Below are 14,865 nucleotides of genomic sequence, written 5' to 3'. Positions count from 1 at the left end.
ATAATCAGTGACTCGCCTCAGCCGCAGGCAGGCTTTAAGCGTTATGATAGACGCAACTGCCACCTGAACCTATGAGGATGCCCGTAGCGATGGACACCCTGCTGAGGAACACTGATCTGACCGCCGCCCCTTCTGACAAGAAACGCTCCCCCGCACCGCTCCGTCAGGACAGTGCCGGGCGCGGAGTAGGCCGGTCTTTCCAGCACACGCTCGGACAACCGATTTCCGCAGTGGGTATCGGCCTGCATAGCGGCCAGAAAATCAGGCTCAGCCTACTGCCTGCGCCGATCGGGCAGGGCATTGTCTTCCAGCGCACCGACATACCGAACGCGGCCCCCATTCCCGCCCGTTACGACCATGTGGTGGATACAAAACTCAGCACCACGATTGGCGAGGCTACCCGGCCTGAAAACCGTATCGCAACGGTCGAACACCTGATGGCCGCCCTGCGTGGCTGCTGCATAGACAATGCGCTTGTTCTGGTGGATGGCCCCGAAATTCCAGCCTTTGATGGCTCGGCTCAGGACTTTGTCTTCCTGATTGAATGCGCGGGTCAACAGTCCCAGACCGCGACACAGCGCGTTATCGAAGTGATCCGCCCTGTTCGGGTCGAGCAGGGCGAATCCTTTATGGAACTGCTCCCCAACCCCACATCCGGCCTCGGGGCAGCCCTTGATCTCTCGCTAAGCATCGACTTTCCCGCACAGGCTATCGGGCGCCAGACTCTCTCACTGGAACTGACCCCCGCCTGCTTCCGCAATGAGCTTTCACGCAGCCGAACCTTTACGCTGAAAACTGAAATTGATGCCCTGCACAAAATGGGGCTGGCGCTGGGTGGCTCACTGGACAATGCCATTGTTGTAGACGGCGAAAGCATTCTCAACCCTGCTGGCCTGCGCAGCACGGATGAATTTATCCGCCACAAGATGATGGATGCTGTGGGCGACCTCTCGATGCTCAACGGCGCCCTGCGCGCCCGGGTACGCGGCCACCGCCCCGGTCATACGCTTAACAATCTGCTGCTACGCCGCCTCTTTACCGACCCGCAGGCCTGGCGGGATAGCGATGCGCGCACACCAGCCGTTGCCGCCGCCTGAACGGTTATTTTGTGGTTGGGGCCCGACAAAGGCCCATCCTCGCTTTGCTTGCCGGGACACATGCTCTATAAGGTGTCGTCCTTAGGTGAAGAGCCGGTATGTCTGACACATTTGTAAAATCGTTCACGACCCGTCATGTTCTGCCGCGCCTGCTGGCAACCTCGCTCCTGAGCAGTCTTGCCGGGTGCGGGCTGCTTAACAGCGAGAAAGTCGGCCCGACGAGTCCAAAAATTTCTTCACCCGAAACGCTTTACAATAACGGGATAGACGCCCTGCAGTCGCGCCGCTTTACTGTAGCGGCCAGCCAGTTTGAAACTCTGCAGCAGAACTATCCGTATTCCGGCTACATCGCCAATGCGCAGCTTATGGAAGGCTATGCGTATTACCTGCAGAACAAATACCCGGAATCCGTTCAGCAGCTAAACCGCTTTATCAGCCTGCACCCGACCAGTTCAGATGCCGCCTATGCCTACTATCTGCGCGCCCTGTGCTTTTACGAGCAGATTGCCGATGTGCGGCGTGACCAGCAGGGCACTGTCGAATCCATGGATGCCCTGGAAGAAGTCGTAACCCGCTTTCCCCAGTCCAAATATGCCCGTGACGCCCAGCTCAAGATTGATCTGTGCCGCGACCATCTGGCAGGCAAGGAAATGCTGGTAGGCCGCTACTATCAGGTGCAGAAAAATTATGAAGCCGCGATCAACCGCTATGAGCGCGTTGTGCAGGACTTCCAGACTACCAACCACGTTCCCGAAGCGCTTGAACGTATGGTGGAAGTCTATCTTGACCTTGGTCTGGTCGAGCAGGCACGCAAAGCGGCTGTGGTGCTGGGCTATAACTACCCCGGGAGCGAATGGTACGCCTACGCTTACGATAAGCTCAAATATCATAAACTGCTGGATGGCAAACTGCCCCTACCCGGCAAAGCGGCTGGCTCAAGCCTGAAGCTCAATCAGTCCGAACCCGGCACAGGCATAAACAAGAATAGCGCCCCGCCGCCACCGGCCCTTGCCGCCAGCCAGAAAACCCCCGCCCAGCCCATGGCGATCCGCACAGCACCGGTTGCCCCGGTCAAGGCGGAACCCGTTGCCGGACAGTCCGCCCCGAATCAGGCAGGCAAAACAGGAGCGGCAGCCCATCCCTGAGAGGGGGCGGCTCCTGTCAGCGCGGATCAGCTTTCATGCAAACCCGCTCTGACAAAAAATTCAGCTTCACCAACTTTTCTCTTGAAACCAGAACACCTAGAGAACATACAGTCCTGACCGCCACGGTCTTTCAGGCTGTGGCTGGGCTATGTCCAACGTCGGCCCGGCGTGCTGCCGTGGCAGGTAAGAACACCCAACGCCGGATGATGTGATGCTGACAAGTCTTTCCATCAGGGACGTGGTTCTGATTGAAGCGCTGGATCTGTCCTTTCATGAGGGTTTCACCGCTCTTACGGGCGAGACCGGGGCTGGCAAGTCCATTCTGCTCGACAGCCTTGGGCTGGCCATGGGCGAACGTGCAAGCGCTGGGCTAGTCCGGGCAGGTGCTGCGGAAGCCCGTGTGAGCGCCTGTTTTGAGGCACCCGCTGGCCACCCGGTTTTTGCCCTGCTGAGCGAACAGGGCATGGCCACCGACACCACAGACCCCATCGTGCTGCGCCGTGTCATCTCCCGTGAAGGGCGATCCCGCGCATGGGTCAACGATCAGCCGGTCGGACTGACCCTGCTCCGCAACATCGCCACCAGCCTGATAGAAATTCAGGGCCAGCATGAACAGATGGGTCTTGCCGACCCCGCCACCCACCGCGCCCTGCTGGATGCGTCAAATATCCCAACCCGCCTCACGGACAGCGTGGCCGCAGCCTTTGTCCTATGGAAAGAACGCGCAGCAGAACTGGCCGCCGCCCGGCGCGCTTTGGAAGAGGCCGCCCGCGAGGAAGAGTGGCTGCGCCATACGGTAGACGAGCTCAACGCATTAGCACCCCTGCCGGATGAGGAGGAAACCCTCGCCCGGCAGCGCCACAGCCTGCAACAGGCCGAACGGCGTAACGAGGCCGTAGCCGCAGCCCTGGCTGAGCTGACCCCGCGCGACCGCCGCACCGCCGCCCCCGCAACGGCCCTGCGTGCAGCAGGTCGCGCCCTGCACCGCCTGCTCCCAGCACCGGGAAATGCAACGCGGCAGGCAGAAAACATGGACACAGCCGAGCCAGACAGCACCCAGACAGAAGCACAGATATCGGAAGCTCTGGCAACAGAAGCCCTTTGCGCACTCGAAAACGCCGAAAATGCATTGGCCGAGGCCGAAAATCTGCTCTCACGGCTGGCGGCGGAAACCGATGCCAATCCACGCATGCTGGAAGAAACCGAAGAGCGCCTGTTTGCCCTACGCACTATGGCGCGCAAACACGGTATCGCCGTCGATGCACTGGCCGACCTGCTCGCTACGCTGGCTGCACGGCTGGCCGGGCTGGAAAGTGGTGTGCAGCATCTGCATGCTCTCAAGGAAGCCGTTGCCACGGCACAGGCCGCTTATCAGACCCACGCCACAGCCCTGACTGCCGCCCGCCAGCAGGCAGCCCGCACACTGGAGCAGGCTGTCTCGCGTGAACTCAAGCCACTCCGGCTGGAAAAAGCGCGATTTGTCGTGGAAATTCAGCACCTGCCGCAGGAACAGTGGAGCCGACAGGGTATGGAACAAGTCACGTTCCTGATTGCCGCCAACCCCGGCCAGCCCGCTGGCCCGCTGGCTCGGGTGGCCTCGGGTGGCGAGCTTTCCCGCCTGATGCTGGCCCTCAAGCTGGTTCTGGCGGGACAATCTGGTATCGGCACTCTTATTTTTGATGAAATTGATGCAGGGGTGGGCGGCGCTACCGCCGCCGCCATTGGTGAGCGGCTACGCAGGCTTGCGGGTGCGGTGCAGGTGCTGGCCGTCACGCACAGCCCACAGGTAGCGGCCAGTGCACATGCTCATCTGCGGATTGGCAAAAAGACGCAAAACGGGCAAACGGTAACCCACGCCACACCGCTGAGCACAACAGAACGCACCGAAGAAATCGCGCGGATGCTCGCGGGCGACACCATAACCGATGCAGCCCGCGCTGCCGCGGCAAGCCTGCTGGGACAGACATGACAGAAACACCCGCCCAAACAGCTCCGACGGAACTTGATACCGAAAGCGCCCGCGCGGAACTGATCCGGCTTGCCGCCCAGATTGCCCATCATAACAACGCCTATTACCGCGAAGCCGCACCGGATATTACCGATGCGCAATACGATGCCCTGCGCCGCCGCTACGATAGCCTTGCTGCCGCACATCCACAGGCCGTGCCAGCCGATAGCGCCGCACAGGCCGTAGGGGCCGCGCCGGACAGCGCCTTTGGCAAACACCTGCATCTTGTGCCCATGCTCTCTCTGGACAACGTGTTCGACAGAACGGAGTTCGAGGCATTTGTAAGTCGGGCCGCCCGCTTTCTGGGGCTTGAGGCTGAAGCCGCACAGACCCTTACCTTTGTGGCGGAACCCAAGATTGATGGCCTGTCCATCAGCCTGACCTACGAAAACGGTGTGTTCACACGTGGGACTACACGTGGCGATGGCACGGAAGGCGAGGACGTTACAGCCAATCTGCGCACCCTGCGTGACATCCCTCGCCACCTGCCCGCCCCCTACCCTGCCCTGATTGAAATACGGGGCGAGGTTTTTCTGTCCAAGGACGATTTTCTCAAGCTGAATGCCGCGCAGGAAGCTGCAAATAAAAGGCTATTCGCAAACCCGCGCAACGCTGCCGCAGGCTCACTCCGCCAGCTTGACCCTACCGTCACGGCATCGCGCCCGCTTTCGCTGTTTGCCTATGCGCTCGGCTACAGTTCAGAGCCGATGGACAGCAGCCATTCAGCCTATCTTGAACGCCTCAAAGCCTGGGGATTTCCGGTCAACCCGCTGTCAGAAACGCTCAGGGGCGCGGCAAAAGCCGAGGCCGCTTTTGAGCGGATCAGCCAGAACCGGGCCATGTTGGCCTATGATATTGATGGCGTGGTGTACAAGATAGACGACATCAGCCTGCAAACCCGTCTGGGCTTTGCGGGGCGTGCGCCCCGTTGGGCCACAGCATGGAAATTCCCGGCCGAGCAGGCCACCACGCTCCTGCGTGAAATCGAAATTCAGGTTGGCCGCACCGGGGCGCTGACCCCCGTTGCCCATCTGGAGCCAGTCAATGTGGGCGGCGTGCTGGTTACCCGTGCGAGTCTGCATAACGAGGATGAAATCACCCGCAAGGACGTACGCGTGGGTGATACGGTGTTTATCCAGCGGGCGGGTGACGTCATTCCCCAGATTCTGGGGCTTGCGCCCTCCCCTTCGGGCAGCACGGAGCGGCAAGCAGCTTTTGTTTTCCCCGATCACTGCCCCGCCTGCGGGGCGCTGGCCATACGCCCCGAAGGCGAAGCCATACGCCGCTGCACCGGTGGGTTAACCTGCCCGGCACAGGTTGTGGAACGGCTGATCCATTTTGTCTCGCGTCAAGCTTTCGATATTGAAGGGCTGGGGGATAGGAGTATCCGCGAATTTCATGAGGCCGGGCTGATCGACACGCCGGTGGATATTTTCCACCTTCATAACCATGCCGCCACCCTGACCAGCCGCGATGGCTGGGGCGAACAATCCGTGGCCAACCTGCTCCGCGCCATTGATGAGCGGCGGCACATTACGCTCTCGCGCTTTATCTATGCGCTGGGCATCCGCCGCGTGGGCGAAAGTAACGCCCGCCTGCTCGCACGCCATTATGGGTCTTGCACCAACTGGATCACCCAGATGCGTGCTGCTGCCCTGATTGGCTCGGATGAACGGCTGGAACTGGGGTCGATCACCGGTATCGGCAGCGCCATTGCCGAGGAACTTGTGGCGTTTATGGCCGAAACCCATAACCTCGAAACCCTGAACGCCCTGCAGGCCGTGCTGAATATTGCAGACGAAACGCCACAGGCCAGTGGCGGCGCACTCGCAGGTAAAACCGTGGTGTTTACCGGTACGCTGCTGACCATGACCCGACCGGAAGCAAAAGCCACAGCCGAGCGCATGGGAGCCAAGGTGTCCGATACGGTTTCTCGCAAGACCGACCTTGTCATTACAGGCGAGAAGGCAGGCTCCAAAGCCCGCAAAGCAGCCGAGCTTGGCATAGAAACCATGGATGAAAACGAATGGAACGCATTCTGCGCCAGTCGCGGCTCCAGCGCCACATCCGCTGAATTTTAGGGAAACGGGGATTGCCCGAGAGCCAGAAGTGCGCCATGCTAGGGCGAGGCGAAGGGGTGACTTTTCGCTGTTGAGAACCAAGAATAAAAACCTGTGCGCGGCTGACCTGTCGTCCTGTCTCTCTCATATGCTTTTTGGTCGTCAGGCTGGCCCAATGACACTCCATCAACAAAGCGAACGGCAAAAATGACCAAGTGGATCTACAGTTTCGGCGCCGGCCAGAGTGAAGGCAACGCCGGGATGCGCAATCTTCTCGGCGGCAAGGGTGCCAACCTGGCGGAAATGGCCAATATTGGTCTGCCCGTGCCCCCAGGGTTTACCATTACCACTGAGGTCTGCACCGCGTTTTACGACAACGGACGCAAATACCCCGCAGAGCTGGAATCCCAGCTTGAAGCCGCTATGGCCCAGATCGAAAACGTCATGGGCCTGCGCTTTGGCGATGCCGAAGCCCCGCTGCTGGTTTCTGTCCGTTCGGGTGCCCGCGTTTCCATGCCGGGCATGATGGACACCGTCCTTAATCTGGGTCTGAACGACACCACGGTTGAAGGCCTTGTCCGCTCCTCCGGCGATGCCCGCTTCGCTTGGGACAGCTACCGCCGTTTCATCCAGATGTACGGCTCCGTGGTTCTGGGCGTTTCCCATCACCGCTTTGAAGACCTGCTGGAACAGACCAAGCGCGCTGTCAGCAAGGAAGACGATACTGACCTGACCGCCGATGAGTGGAAGGAAGTCGTCAAGGCCTACAAGCAGATCGTGGAGAAGGAAACGGGTTCCGCGTTCCCTGAAACCCCCAAGGATCAGCTCTGGGGCGCCATTGGTGCCGTGTTCGGTTCGTGGATGAACCCGCGCGCCAACACCTACCGCAAGCTGCACGATATTCCGGCAAGCTGGGGCACGGCGGTTAACGTCCAGTCCATGGTGTTCGGTAACATGGGCAACGACTGCGCCACCGGCGTATGTTTTACCCGCGACCCCTCCACCGGCGAAAACATTTTCTACGGCGAATACCTGATCAACGCTCAGGGCGAAGACGTGGTGGCCGGTATCCGCACACCGCAGCCCATGGCTGAGTGTCGCGCGGCCGAAGGCCAGATTTCCATGGAAAAGGCTCTGCCCGGCGCCTATCAGGAACTGCTCAAGGTACGTGACCTGCTGGAACGTCACTACCGTGACATGCAGGACATTGAGTTTACGGTGCAGGCCAACACGCTGTACCTGCTCCAGACCCGCTCGGGCAAGCGCACCGCCGCCGCTGCTCTGCGCGTGGCTATCGACATGGCCAAGGAAGGCCTGATCACGCAGGAAGAAGCCATTACCCGCGTGCCGCCCGCCTCTCTCGACCAGCTTCTGCACCCTGTTCTCGACCCCAAGGCCGAGCGCGTGCTGCTGACCCGTGGCCTGCCTGCAAGCCCCGGTGCCGCAACGGGCGTTATCGCCTTCTCTGCCGAGGATGTGGAAGATCGCGCTGCCAAGGGTGAAGATGTCATTCTGGTGCGTATCGAAACCTCCCCTGAAGACGTGCATGGCATGCACGCCGCCCGTGGCGTTCTGACCACGCGTGGCGGCATGACCTCCCACGCCGCCGTGGTTGCGCGTGGCATGGGCCGCGTGTGCGTGGCCGGTGCTGGCAGCATTGCAGTCAACTATCAGGCCCAGACCATGACAGTTGACGGCCACACCCTGAAAGCGGGCGACTGGCTGACGCTGGATGGTGGCTCGGGCGCCGTTTACAAGGGCCGTGTTCCGACCATTCCGCCGACCCTGTCGGGCGACTTCGCAACGCTGATGGGCTGGGCCGACGATGTGCGCCGCCTTGGTGTGCGCGCCAACGCCGAAACCCCTGAAGATGCCGAAACCGCCCGCCGCTTTGGTGCAGAAGGTATTGGCCTGTGCCGCACCGAGCACATGTTCTTTGGCCCGGATCGCATCGGTCATGTCCGCCAGATGATCATGGCTGACAATGAAGCCGCCCGCGCCAAGGCCATTGACGCACTGCTGCCGTTCCAGCGTGGCGATTTCAGCGAACTGTTCCGCATCATGGCGGGGCTGCCGGTCACCATCCGCCTGCTCGATCCGCCGCTGCATGAGTTCCTGCCGCATGGCGAGGCCGAACTGCAGGATGTGGCCAAGGCGCTTGGTCAGGACGTGGAAAGCCTGCGGGCACGCCGTTCCGCCCTGTCTGAAGCCAACCCCATGCTGGGTCATCGCGGGTGCCGTCTGGGTATCAGCTACCCGGAAATCTACGCCATGCAGGTGCGCGCCATTGCGGAAGCAGCGCTCGACATCTCCGCTTCGGCGGGCAAGGCCGTGATCCCGGAAATCATGATCCCGCTGGTTGGCACAAAGGCTGAGCTTGATCTGGTGCGCAAGTCCTGTGAGAGCGTGATCGCGGCTGTTCTGTCTGAACGCAAGGCTACGCTTTCCTACAAGATCGGCACCATGATCGAACTGCCGCGCGCTGCCATCACGGCTGATCAGATCGCGCAGAGTGCCGACTTCTTCTCCTTCGGCACCAATGACCTGACCCAGACCACTCTGGGCCTGTCGCGTGACGACGCCGGCTCCTTCCTGCCGGAATATGTGGAAAAAGGCCTGCTGCCGCAGGACCCCTTCATTTCCATCGACCGTGAAGGCGTGGGCGCTCTGGTGCGTATGGGCGTGGAAAAAGGCCGGGCTGCTAAACCTGACCTGAAGCTGGGCATCTGCGGTGAACACGGTGGCGACCCGCTGTCGATTTCCTTCTTTGAAGAAGTCGGGCTGGATTATGTTTCCTGCTCCCCGTTCCGTGTGCCTGTCGCACGGCTTGCGGCGGCTCAGTCAGCACTCGCCAAGCAAAACAACAAGGCTGTCAAAGCCTGAAGAAAAAAATGGCCGCATCCCTCGGGGTGCGGCCATTTTTAATGAGACGCCATGCAAAACACACTCACCCTGCATCTTGTCTCCGAGGCAACGGGCCAGACGCTTGATTCAGTCGCACGCGCCTGCATTGCCCAGTTTCCCAATACGGAAGTCAAGCTCCGCCACTGGAACCTGATCCGTACTCAGATCCAGCTCAGGCGCGTTCTGCGCAATATTGCAGCGGATCGCGGGCCGGTCATGTCCTCGCTGACAGACCCCACGCTTCAGGCGGATATGGAAGCGGGCTGCATAAGCCTTCAGGTGCGCCTGCTGGATGTGCTGGATAGCGCCCTGAACTTTCTGGCAGATGAAACCGGACAGCAGGCCACGCGCCATCCGGGTGGCCAGTACATCATGGATGACAGCTATTACCAGCGCATCGAGGCCATGCACTATGTGCTTGCGCATGATGATGGGCAGGAAACGCGCGGGCTGAACGATGCCGATGTCATTCTTGTCGGGGTTTCACGCGTATCCAAGACACCAACCTGCTTCTATCTGGCTAACCGGGGCATAAAGGCCGCCAATGTGCCGCTGGTTATGGGCATAGAGCCGCCAACCCCACTTTTTGAAACGACCAAGCCGGTCATCGGGCTGACGATTGATCCTGAACGGCTGATCGAAATCCGGCGCAACCGCCTGACACAGATGATGCCAGACCGCAGGCCGATGGAAAGTGCTGCGGATTACGCCTATATTGATCTGGAAAAAGTGCAGGAAGAACTACACTGGGCGCGCAGGCTGTGCCGTCGCCATAACTGGCCGGTTATTGATGTCACCCGCCGCTCTATCGAGGAATCCTCGGCCGCCATTCTGGAACTGATGGAAACCCGCTGAATACTGTGCGCTCCAGACCTGCCCATTTGGTCTGACGCCACCATAAAGCGCCCATGCCCGCCATCTGGCGGCATGGGCGTTCTTTTTTACTCGTCCTGCATTTCCGCAGGAGTCAGGCGCTGCACGCGAATAGCGGTGCCCTGTGCGTTGTAATAAATAATGCTGCTGCCACGCCGCTGGGCATAGCCATCGGGCCGGCCATCAGGTGTCCAGAACAGCAGGCGGTTGGCATCTGCCTGTTCAACGACCTTATCGCCCGGCGGGGTAAACCTGTATTTGCTAAAATCCTTATGCGCACGTGGCAGAGGGGGCTTGCCTGCCAGCTTGTGCATATCCGGGCGGCTGTGCCCGTCAATATCATCGCCCGGATCTTCTTCCGCATGAGCAGGAGCACCCGCCAGACACAGCGCCAGAACGCCGAAACCGGCCAGAAGCGACCATCTTCCACGAAATAACGGCAGCATATTCGCCAGCCCTCCCCTGTTCTTCCACAGCGCACCATCGCAGCAACGCTACGGCCCAGTTCTTTCCCTCAGCAGCTCTTAACGCCATCAGGACGTCACGCTGTTTCTGCATTCCTTCTAGCACGTCCCTGCCGCACGGACAGGCACAAAGCAACACAAGACCGCCACCTGCGGGATAACCTAGCCCCGGCATACCGCAACCGCTTGCCGGGGTCCCATATCACCCTGTATCCTGCGACGATGACACAGATGCTGACCGGCTTTTTTTCGCTGGAACGGGATATTAAAAAAAGCCGCTTTCTTGCCAGTGCAACGCCTGTCGCCAGCGTGGCGGAGGCTGAAGCCTTCATAGCAGAGATTGCAGCAGCGGGGCCGGATGCCACACACCACTGCTGGGCCTGGCAGATTGGGCCACACTGTCGCTGCCACGATGCAGGAGAGCCCTCCGGCACGGCTGGCAAGCCGATCCTGCAAGTTGCCTTAGCCCAGAAGATCGACCGCGTGGCCATTGTGGTGTCACGCTGGTTTGGAGGGATCAAGCTTGGTGCGGGCGGGCTGGTGCGGGCTTATGCGGGCACAGCGGCGGAATGCCTGCGTGCTGCCCCCAAGGAAGAAATGATCGAGCGGGTGCGTCTGACATTCCACTGCCCGTTTTCGCTCGTGGGGCTTATGCAGGCCCGCCTACCCGAATGGGGGGCCACAATGGAAACGCCGGTTTTTGACGCCGAAGGGGCACGTTTTCTGCTGACCCTGCCCGCCGTAAACCGTGAAGAAATCTGCGCACGCATTACAGACCTGACCAATGGCCAGAGCGAGACGCGCATTGTGGAAGAAGGCGTGCTGTCCTGAAGCCGCGCTCCCGCTCGGGGAGACGATAGGGGCAGGACAGCTTTCAGGCCCGATCAGGTCGGGCTTTATCCTTTAGCGGGGAATAACCCAGCCACTACCGGTGGAATCACCCACCTGCCCGGTGCCAAACGGGCTGGAAGCCTGATAGGCCGAGCCGTATTTGGTCACATCCGCGCCAGTTACGGAATCGCGCTGCACCTTGGCAAGCTGGTCTGGATCATCGCCATGCTGGAAGTCCATGGACGGCGCATCCTGATAACCCGGCGGCAGGTTACGGTGTCCATGCACGGTTTTCTTTTCCGTGCTGGAGCTTCGGCTACTGCCGGTGTCCATCGCGGCATTGCCTTCCGCAAAGGAAATGGAATCATTGGGTGTTAGTGCCGGGTCTGCCCATGCGGCACCTCCCGCCATCACAAAACCGATACCGGCGGCGCACAGGGCGCTTACAACAGATTTACGCAGCTGCACCATAGCGCATCTCCCGCAAGACTTGATAATTTAAGATGGCCAACTCCAGCACCGCGCATTACGTCACGACACCTTATACCGTGCAACCCTTATGGCACATCCCGCCGAAATTCCAAATTACCTTCCCGCGCTCCGGCCCTGCGCACAGGGTCGGGATTTGCCTAATCCATGAGTTTTGGACATAAAGACACGCTTGGAGAGTGCGACAGGCCGTTCTGGCCGGGTTGTCATTCGCCCGTTTCTTCACCATCTCAACCATAATACCAGAATTGACAGGGAACTTTGTTATGAGTGCTACGCTCACCCAGCCCAACCCGACGTCTGCGCCATGGATGCCGGAAAGCTGGCGTTCGTTTCCTGTCAAGCAGATACCCACCTATCCAGATGCAGCAGCGCTTGCCGCCGTGGAAGGGCGCCTGAGCGCTTATCCGCCTTTGGTATTCGCCGGTGAAGTGCGCCGCCTGCGCCAGCAGCTTGCACTGGCGGCACAGGGTAAGGCCTTTGTGCTACAGGGCGGCCCCTGCGCCGAAAGCTTCAGCGAGTTCAAGGCTGATATTGTACGCGATACGTTTCGCGTGCTGCTGCAGATGGCCGTGGTGCTGACTTTCGGCGCCAAGGTTCCGGTTGTTAAAATGGGCCGCATGGCAGGGCAGTTCGCCAAGCCGCGTTCGGCAGACATGGAAACGATCAACGGTGTCAGCCTGCCCTCTTACCGGGGCGACATCATCAACGGGCCAGCTTTCACACCGGAAGAACGTATTCCCGACCCGGTGCGCATGGAAACCGGCTACTTCCAGTCTGCTGGCATCCAGAACCTGCTGCGCGCGTTCTCGCGCGGGGGCTATGCCAACCTGCATCAGGTGCACCGCTGGAATCTGGGCTTTGTCGAACGCTCGCCGCTGGCGGGACGTTACCGCGCCATGGCCGAACGCATTGGCGAAACGCTGGCCTTCATGCAGGCCTGCGGGATCGACGCTGCCAGTTCCGCACAGGTGGATGAAACCGAGTTCTACACCTCACACGAAGCTCTGCTGCTGCCGTACGAGCAGGCCCTGACGCGGGTCGATTCGACCTCGGGCGAATGGTATGACTGCTCGGCCCATTTTGTCTGGATCGGGGATCGCACCCGCCAGCCCGATGGCGCGCATGTCGAGTTCCTGCGCGGGGTGCGCAACCCCATCGGCATCAAGGTTGGCCCCACCACCAGTGTGGATGACATCCGCCGCCTGACGGAAATCCTCAACCCCACGAACGAGGCCGGGCGTATTACCCTGATCTCACGCATGGGGGCGGACAAAATCGAGCAGTTCCTCCCGCCGATCATGCGCGCGGTCAAGGAAACCGGCCGGAGTGTTACATGGCTGAGCGACCCGATGCACGGCAACACGATCTCGACCCAGCAGAAAATGAAAACCCGCTCGTTCGATGCCATCGTGGCTGAGCTTAAGGGCTTCTTTGCTGTCTGCGCTGCCGAGGGTGTGCCTGCTGGGGGCGTGCATCTGGAAATGACCGGCCAGAACGTAACCGAATGCGTGGGCGGCGCCCATAAGCTGACGGAAGACGATCTGGCTGATCGGTACGAAACCTTCTGCGACCCCCGCCTGAATGCGGAACAGTCGCTGGAACTGGCCTTCCTGATCGCGCAGGAACTGACCGGACGGGTGTAAAAACCCGGCCGCTTTTTCGTAATCGTGACCGGGAACGACCTGGGGGCCGTTTAGGTCATGCGTGGCCCCTCCGCCTGAGCGGCGGGCCACGCACAGGCAGAAAGAGCACCACGGATGACATCCCCCACCAGTCAGCCCGCCCACCCCGGTGTGGATGCGGCTCAGGTCGCTGCCCCCCTGCCCGATGCGGCAATCCGCTCCAGAACGGATTCCTATTTCAACCGAACACGGCAGATTGTCGGTGCTTTTGGCGACTGCACCGTCACCTACGCTTTCTTTATCCGCACACCGGTCATTTCAGCTCCGGCCCTCATGCTGCGCTGGCTTGAGAATGTCATGGCTGAACGCAACAGCCCGTGCGAAATTGAAATTGTCCACCCCGAAGGCGAGTGGGTCGGCGCGGGTGAGCCGCTGGTTTACATAACCGGCTCCTTTACGCATCTGGCCGATCTGGAAACGCTATTACTGCAAAAACTCGGCAGCCCGTGCGTAGCCGCCCTGCGGGCATACCAGATAGCGCTTTCCCTGCCGCGCACGCAGTTTCTGGCCATGGATGCCCGGCACTGCGCAGGCTTTGAAATGCAGGAACTCATGGCCTATGCGGCGTCTGTCGGTGGGCGGGCAGCACGCAGGGATGGGGCGGTCGGTTTTGTCGGCACCGCCAACGATGCTGTGGCCGGTTTTTTTGAAACCTCTCACGGGCTTGGCACCATGCCACATGCCCTGATCGGCTATGCGGGATCGACCGTGCGGGCAGCCGAGATGTTTCACGAAACCTTTCCCGAAACAGACCTTGTGGTACTGGTGGACTACTTCGGGCAGGAAATTACGGACGCACTGGCCGTCTGCCGCCGCTTTCCCGAGCTGGCGGCGGCCGGGCGCATGGCCGTGCGGCTGGATACGCATGGCGGGCGGTTCATGGAAGGGCTTAACCCGCAGGAATCCTACGCGGTTCTCAACCGGCACGCGCCGCAGGCCCTGCGCCGCTACCGCTCGGACAAGGAACTGCGTTACCTGATTGGCACCGGGGTTTCCGCCGCCGCTGTATGGACCATGCGCGATGCGCTGGATGATGCCGGTTTTCCGCGTGTGAAAATTATCGGGTCTTCGGGGTTCGGGGTCACCAAATGCGCCTGCATGGCGGATGCCCGCGCCCCGCTCGACGTTGTAGGCACCGGTTCCTATATTCCTGAGCGCTGGAACGAAACCTACGCAACGGCGGACATCATCGCCTATAACGGGCAGGAACGTGTCAAAACGGGGCGGGAGTTTCTCCTGCCTTCCACGCGCGCGGCCCAGCGTGTCCGTGCGACCACGGACAGAACCGCCCAATCCTGAACAGGAATGA

General features: G+C 60.6%; 11 protein-coding genes. 9 read left to right on the top strand and 2 right to left on the bottom strand.

Annotation, left to right across the window (positions count from 1 at the left end):
* The first annotated feature begins 89 nt into the window (after nucleotides 1–89).
* The 6 genes from lpxC to J2D75_RS09990 all read left to right on the top strand — a co-directional run bounded on the left by lpxC (nucleotide 90) and on the right by J2D75_RS09990 (nucleotide 10,069).
* Nucleotides 90–1,097, top strand: a complete 1,008-nt coding sequence (lpxC, locus tag J2D75_RS10015) for a UDP-3-O-acyl-N-acetylglucosamine deacetylase (RefSeq protein ID WP_207854684.1) — start codon at nucleotides 90–92, stop codon at nucleotides 1,095–1,097.
* Between the two features lie 98 nt (nucleotides 1,098–1,195).
* Entirely contained in the window at nucleotides 1,196–2,242 is a 1,047-nt protein-coding gene (locus J2D75_RS10010; RefSeq protein ID WP_207854683.1) for an outer membrane protein assembly factor BamD, read from the top strand.
* A gap of 211 nt (nucleotides 2,243–2,453) precedes the next feature.
* Nucleotides 2,454–4,211: a DNA repair protein RecN gene (gene recN, locus J2D75_RS10005; RefSeq protein WP_207854682.1), complete on the top strand. Its 1,758-nt coding sequence runs from the start codon at nucleotides 2,454–2,456 to the stop codon at nucleotides 4,209–4,211.
* Complete coding sequence (gene ligA, locus J2D75_RS10000) at nucleotides 4,208–6,331, top strand: NAD-dependent DNA ligase LigA (RefSeq protein WP_207854681.1); 2,124 nt, start codon at nucleotides 4,208–4,210, stop codon at nucleotides 6,329–6,331. The genes recN and ligA overlap by 4 nt, the downstream gene beginning before the upstream one ends.
* Nucleotides 6,332–6,517: 186 nt before the next feature.
* Nucleotides 6,518–9,193 carry a pyruvate, phosphate dikinase gene (ppdK, locus tag J2D75_RS09995; protein ID WP_207854680.1) on the top strand — a complete coding sequence of 892 codons (2,676 nt, stop codon included), beginning with the start codon at nucleotides 6,518–6,520 and terminating at the stop codon, nucleotides 9,191–9,193.
* A gap of 51 nt (nucleotides 9,194–9,244) precedes the next feature.
* Complete coding sequence (locus J2D75_RS09990) at nucleotides 9,245–10,069, top strand: pyruvate, water dikinase regulatory protein (protein ID WP_207854679.1); 825 nt, start codon at nucleotides 9,245–9,247, stop codon at nucleotides 10,067–10,069.
* An 86-nt stretch (nucleotides 10,070–10,155) separates the two neighbouring features.
* Here J2D75_RS09990 and J2D75_RS09985 read toward each other — a convergent pair whose 3' ends face one another.
* Nucleotides 10,156–10,533, bottom strand: coding sequence for a hypothetical protein (locus J2D75_RS09985; protein ID WP_207854678.1), 378 nt, complete (start codon nucleotides 10,531–10,533; stop codon nucleotides 10,156–10,158).
* 240 nt (nucleotides 10,534–10,773) lie between these two features.
* Here J2D75_RS09985 and J2D75_RS09980 point away from each other — a divergent pair, with 240 nt between their 5' ends.
* Nucleotides 10,774–11,382 (top strand): IMPACT family protein, encoded by a 609-nt coding sequence (locus J2D75_RS09980; RefSeq protein ID WP_207854677.1) that lies wholly within the window; start codon nucleotides 10,774–10,776, stop codon nucleotides 11,380–11,382.
* Between the two features lie 72 nt (nucleotides 11,383–11,454).
* On the opposite strand, the gene J2D75_RS09975 is transcribed toward J2D75_RS09980, so the two are convergent.
* Complete coding sequence (locus J2D75_RS09975; protein ID WP_207854676.1) at nucleotides 11,455–11,853, bottom strand: hypothetical protein; 399 nt, start codon at nucleotides 11,851–11,853, stop codon at nucleotides 11,455–11,457.
* 284 nt (nucleotides 11,854–12,137) lie between these two features.
* Here J2D75_RS09975 and J2D75_RS09970 point away from each other — a divergent pair, with 284 nt between their 5' ends.
* The gene (locus J2D75_RS09970) at nucleotides 12,138–13,517 is read left to right on the top strand and encodes a class II 3-deoxy-7-phosphoheptulonate synthase (protein WP_207854675.1); all 1,380 of its coding nucleotides are present in this window, start codon (nucleotides 12,138–12,140) and stop codon (nucleotides 13,515–13,517) included.
* Between the two features lie 114 nt (nucleotides 13,518–13,631).
* Entirely contained in the window at nucleotides 13,632–14,855 is a 1,224-nt protein-coding gene (locus J2D75_RS09965) for a beta/alpha barrel domain-containing protein (RefSeq protein WP_207854674.1), read from the top strand.
* Nucleotides 14,856–14,865 lie beyond the last annotated feature (10 nt).

This window comes from Acetobacter suratthaniensis (assembly GCF_017377745.1).
Lineage (GTDB): Bacteria > Pseudomonadota > Alphaproteobacteria > Acetobacterales > Acetobacteraceae > Acetobacter > Acetobacter suratthaniensis.
The sequence above is the reverse complement of the archived record's forward strand: the minus strand, read 5'-3'. Positions and strand labels throughout refer to the sequence as shown.

Excerpts from the sequence above, each read along its gene's own strand:
- ligA (WP_207854681.1), top strand. The coding sequence starts at position 4,208 with ATGACAGAAACACCCGCCCAAACAGCTCCGACGGAACTTGATACCGAA.
- J2D75_RS09970 (WP_207854675.1), top strand. The coding sequence starts at position 12,138 with ATGAGTGCTACGCTCACCCAGCCCAACCCGACGTCTGCGCCATGGATG.
- lpxC (WP_207854684.1), top strand. The coding sequence starts at position 90 with ATGGACACCCTGCTGAGGAACACTGATCTGACCGCCGCCCCTTCTGAC.
- J2D75_RS09985 (WP_207854678.1), bottom strand. The coding sequence starts at position 10,533 with ATGCTGCCGTTATTTCGTGGAAGATGGTCGCTTCTGGCCGGTTTCGGC.
- ppdK (WP_207854680.1), top strand. The coding sequence starts at position 6,518 with ATGACCAAGTGGATCTACAGTTTCGGCGCCGGCCAGAGTGAAGGCAAC.
- J2D75_RS09990 (WP_207854679.1), top strand. The coding sequence starts at position 9,245 with ATGCAAAACACACTCACCCTGCATCTTGTCTCCGAGGCAACGGGCCAG.
- J2D75_RS09980 (WP_207854677.1), top strand. The coding sequence starts at position 10,774 with ATGACACAGATGCTGACCGGCTTTTTTTCGCTGGAACGGGATATTAAA.
- recN (WP_207854682.1), top strand. The coding sequence starts at position 2,454 with ATGCTGACAAGTCTTTCCATCAGGGACGTGGTTCTGATTGAAGCGCTG.
- J2D75_RS09975 (WP_207854676.1), bottom strand. The coding sequence starts at position 11,853 with ATGGTGCAGCTGCGTAAATCTGTTGTAAGCGCCCTGTGCGCCGCCGGT.
- J2D75_RS09965 (WP_207854674.1), top strand. The coding sequence starts at position 13,632 with ATGACATCCCCCACCAGTCAGCCCGCCCACCCCGGTGTGGATGCGGCT.
- J2D75_RS10010 (WP_207854683.1), top strand. The coding sequence starts at position 1,196 with ATGTCTGACACATTTGTAAAATCGTTCACGACCCGTCATGTTCTGCCG.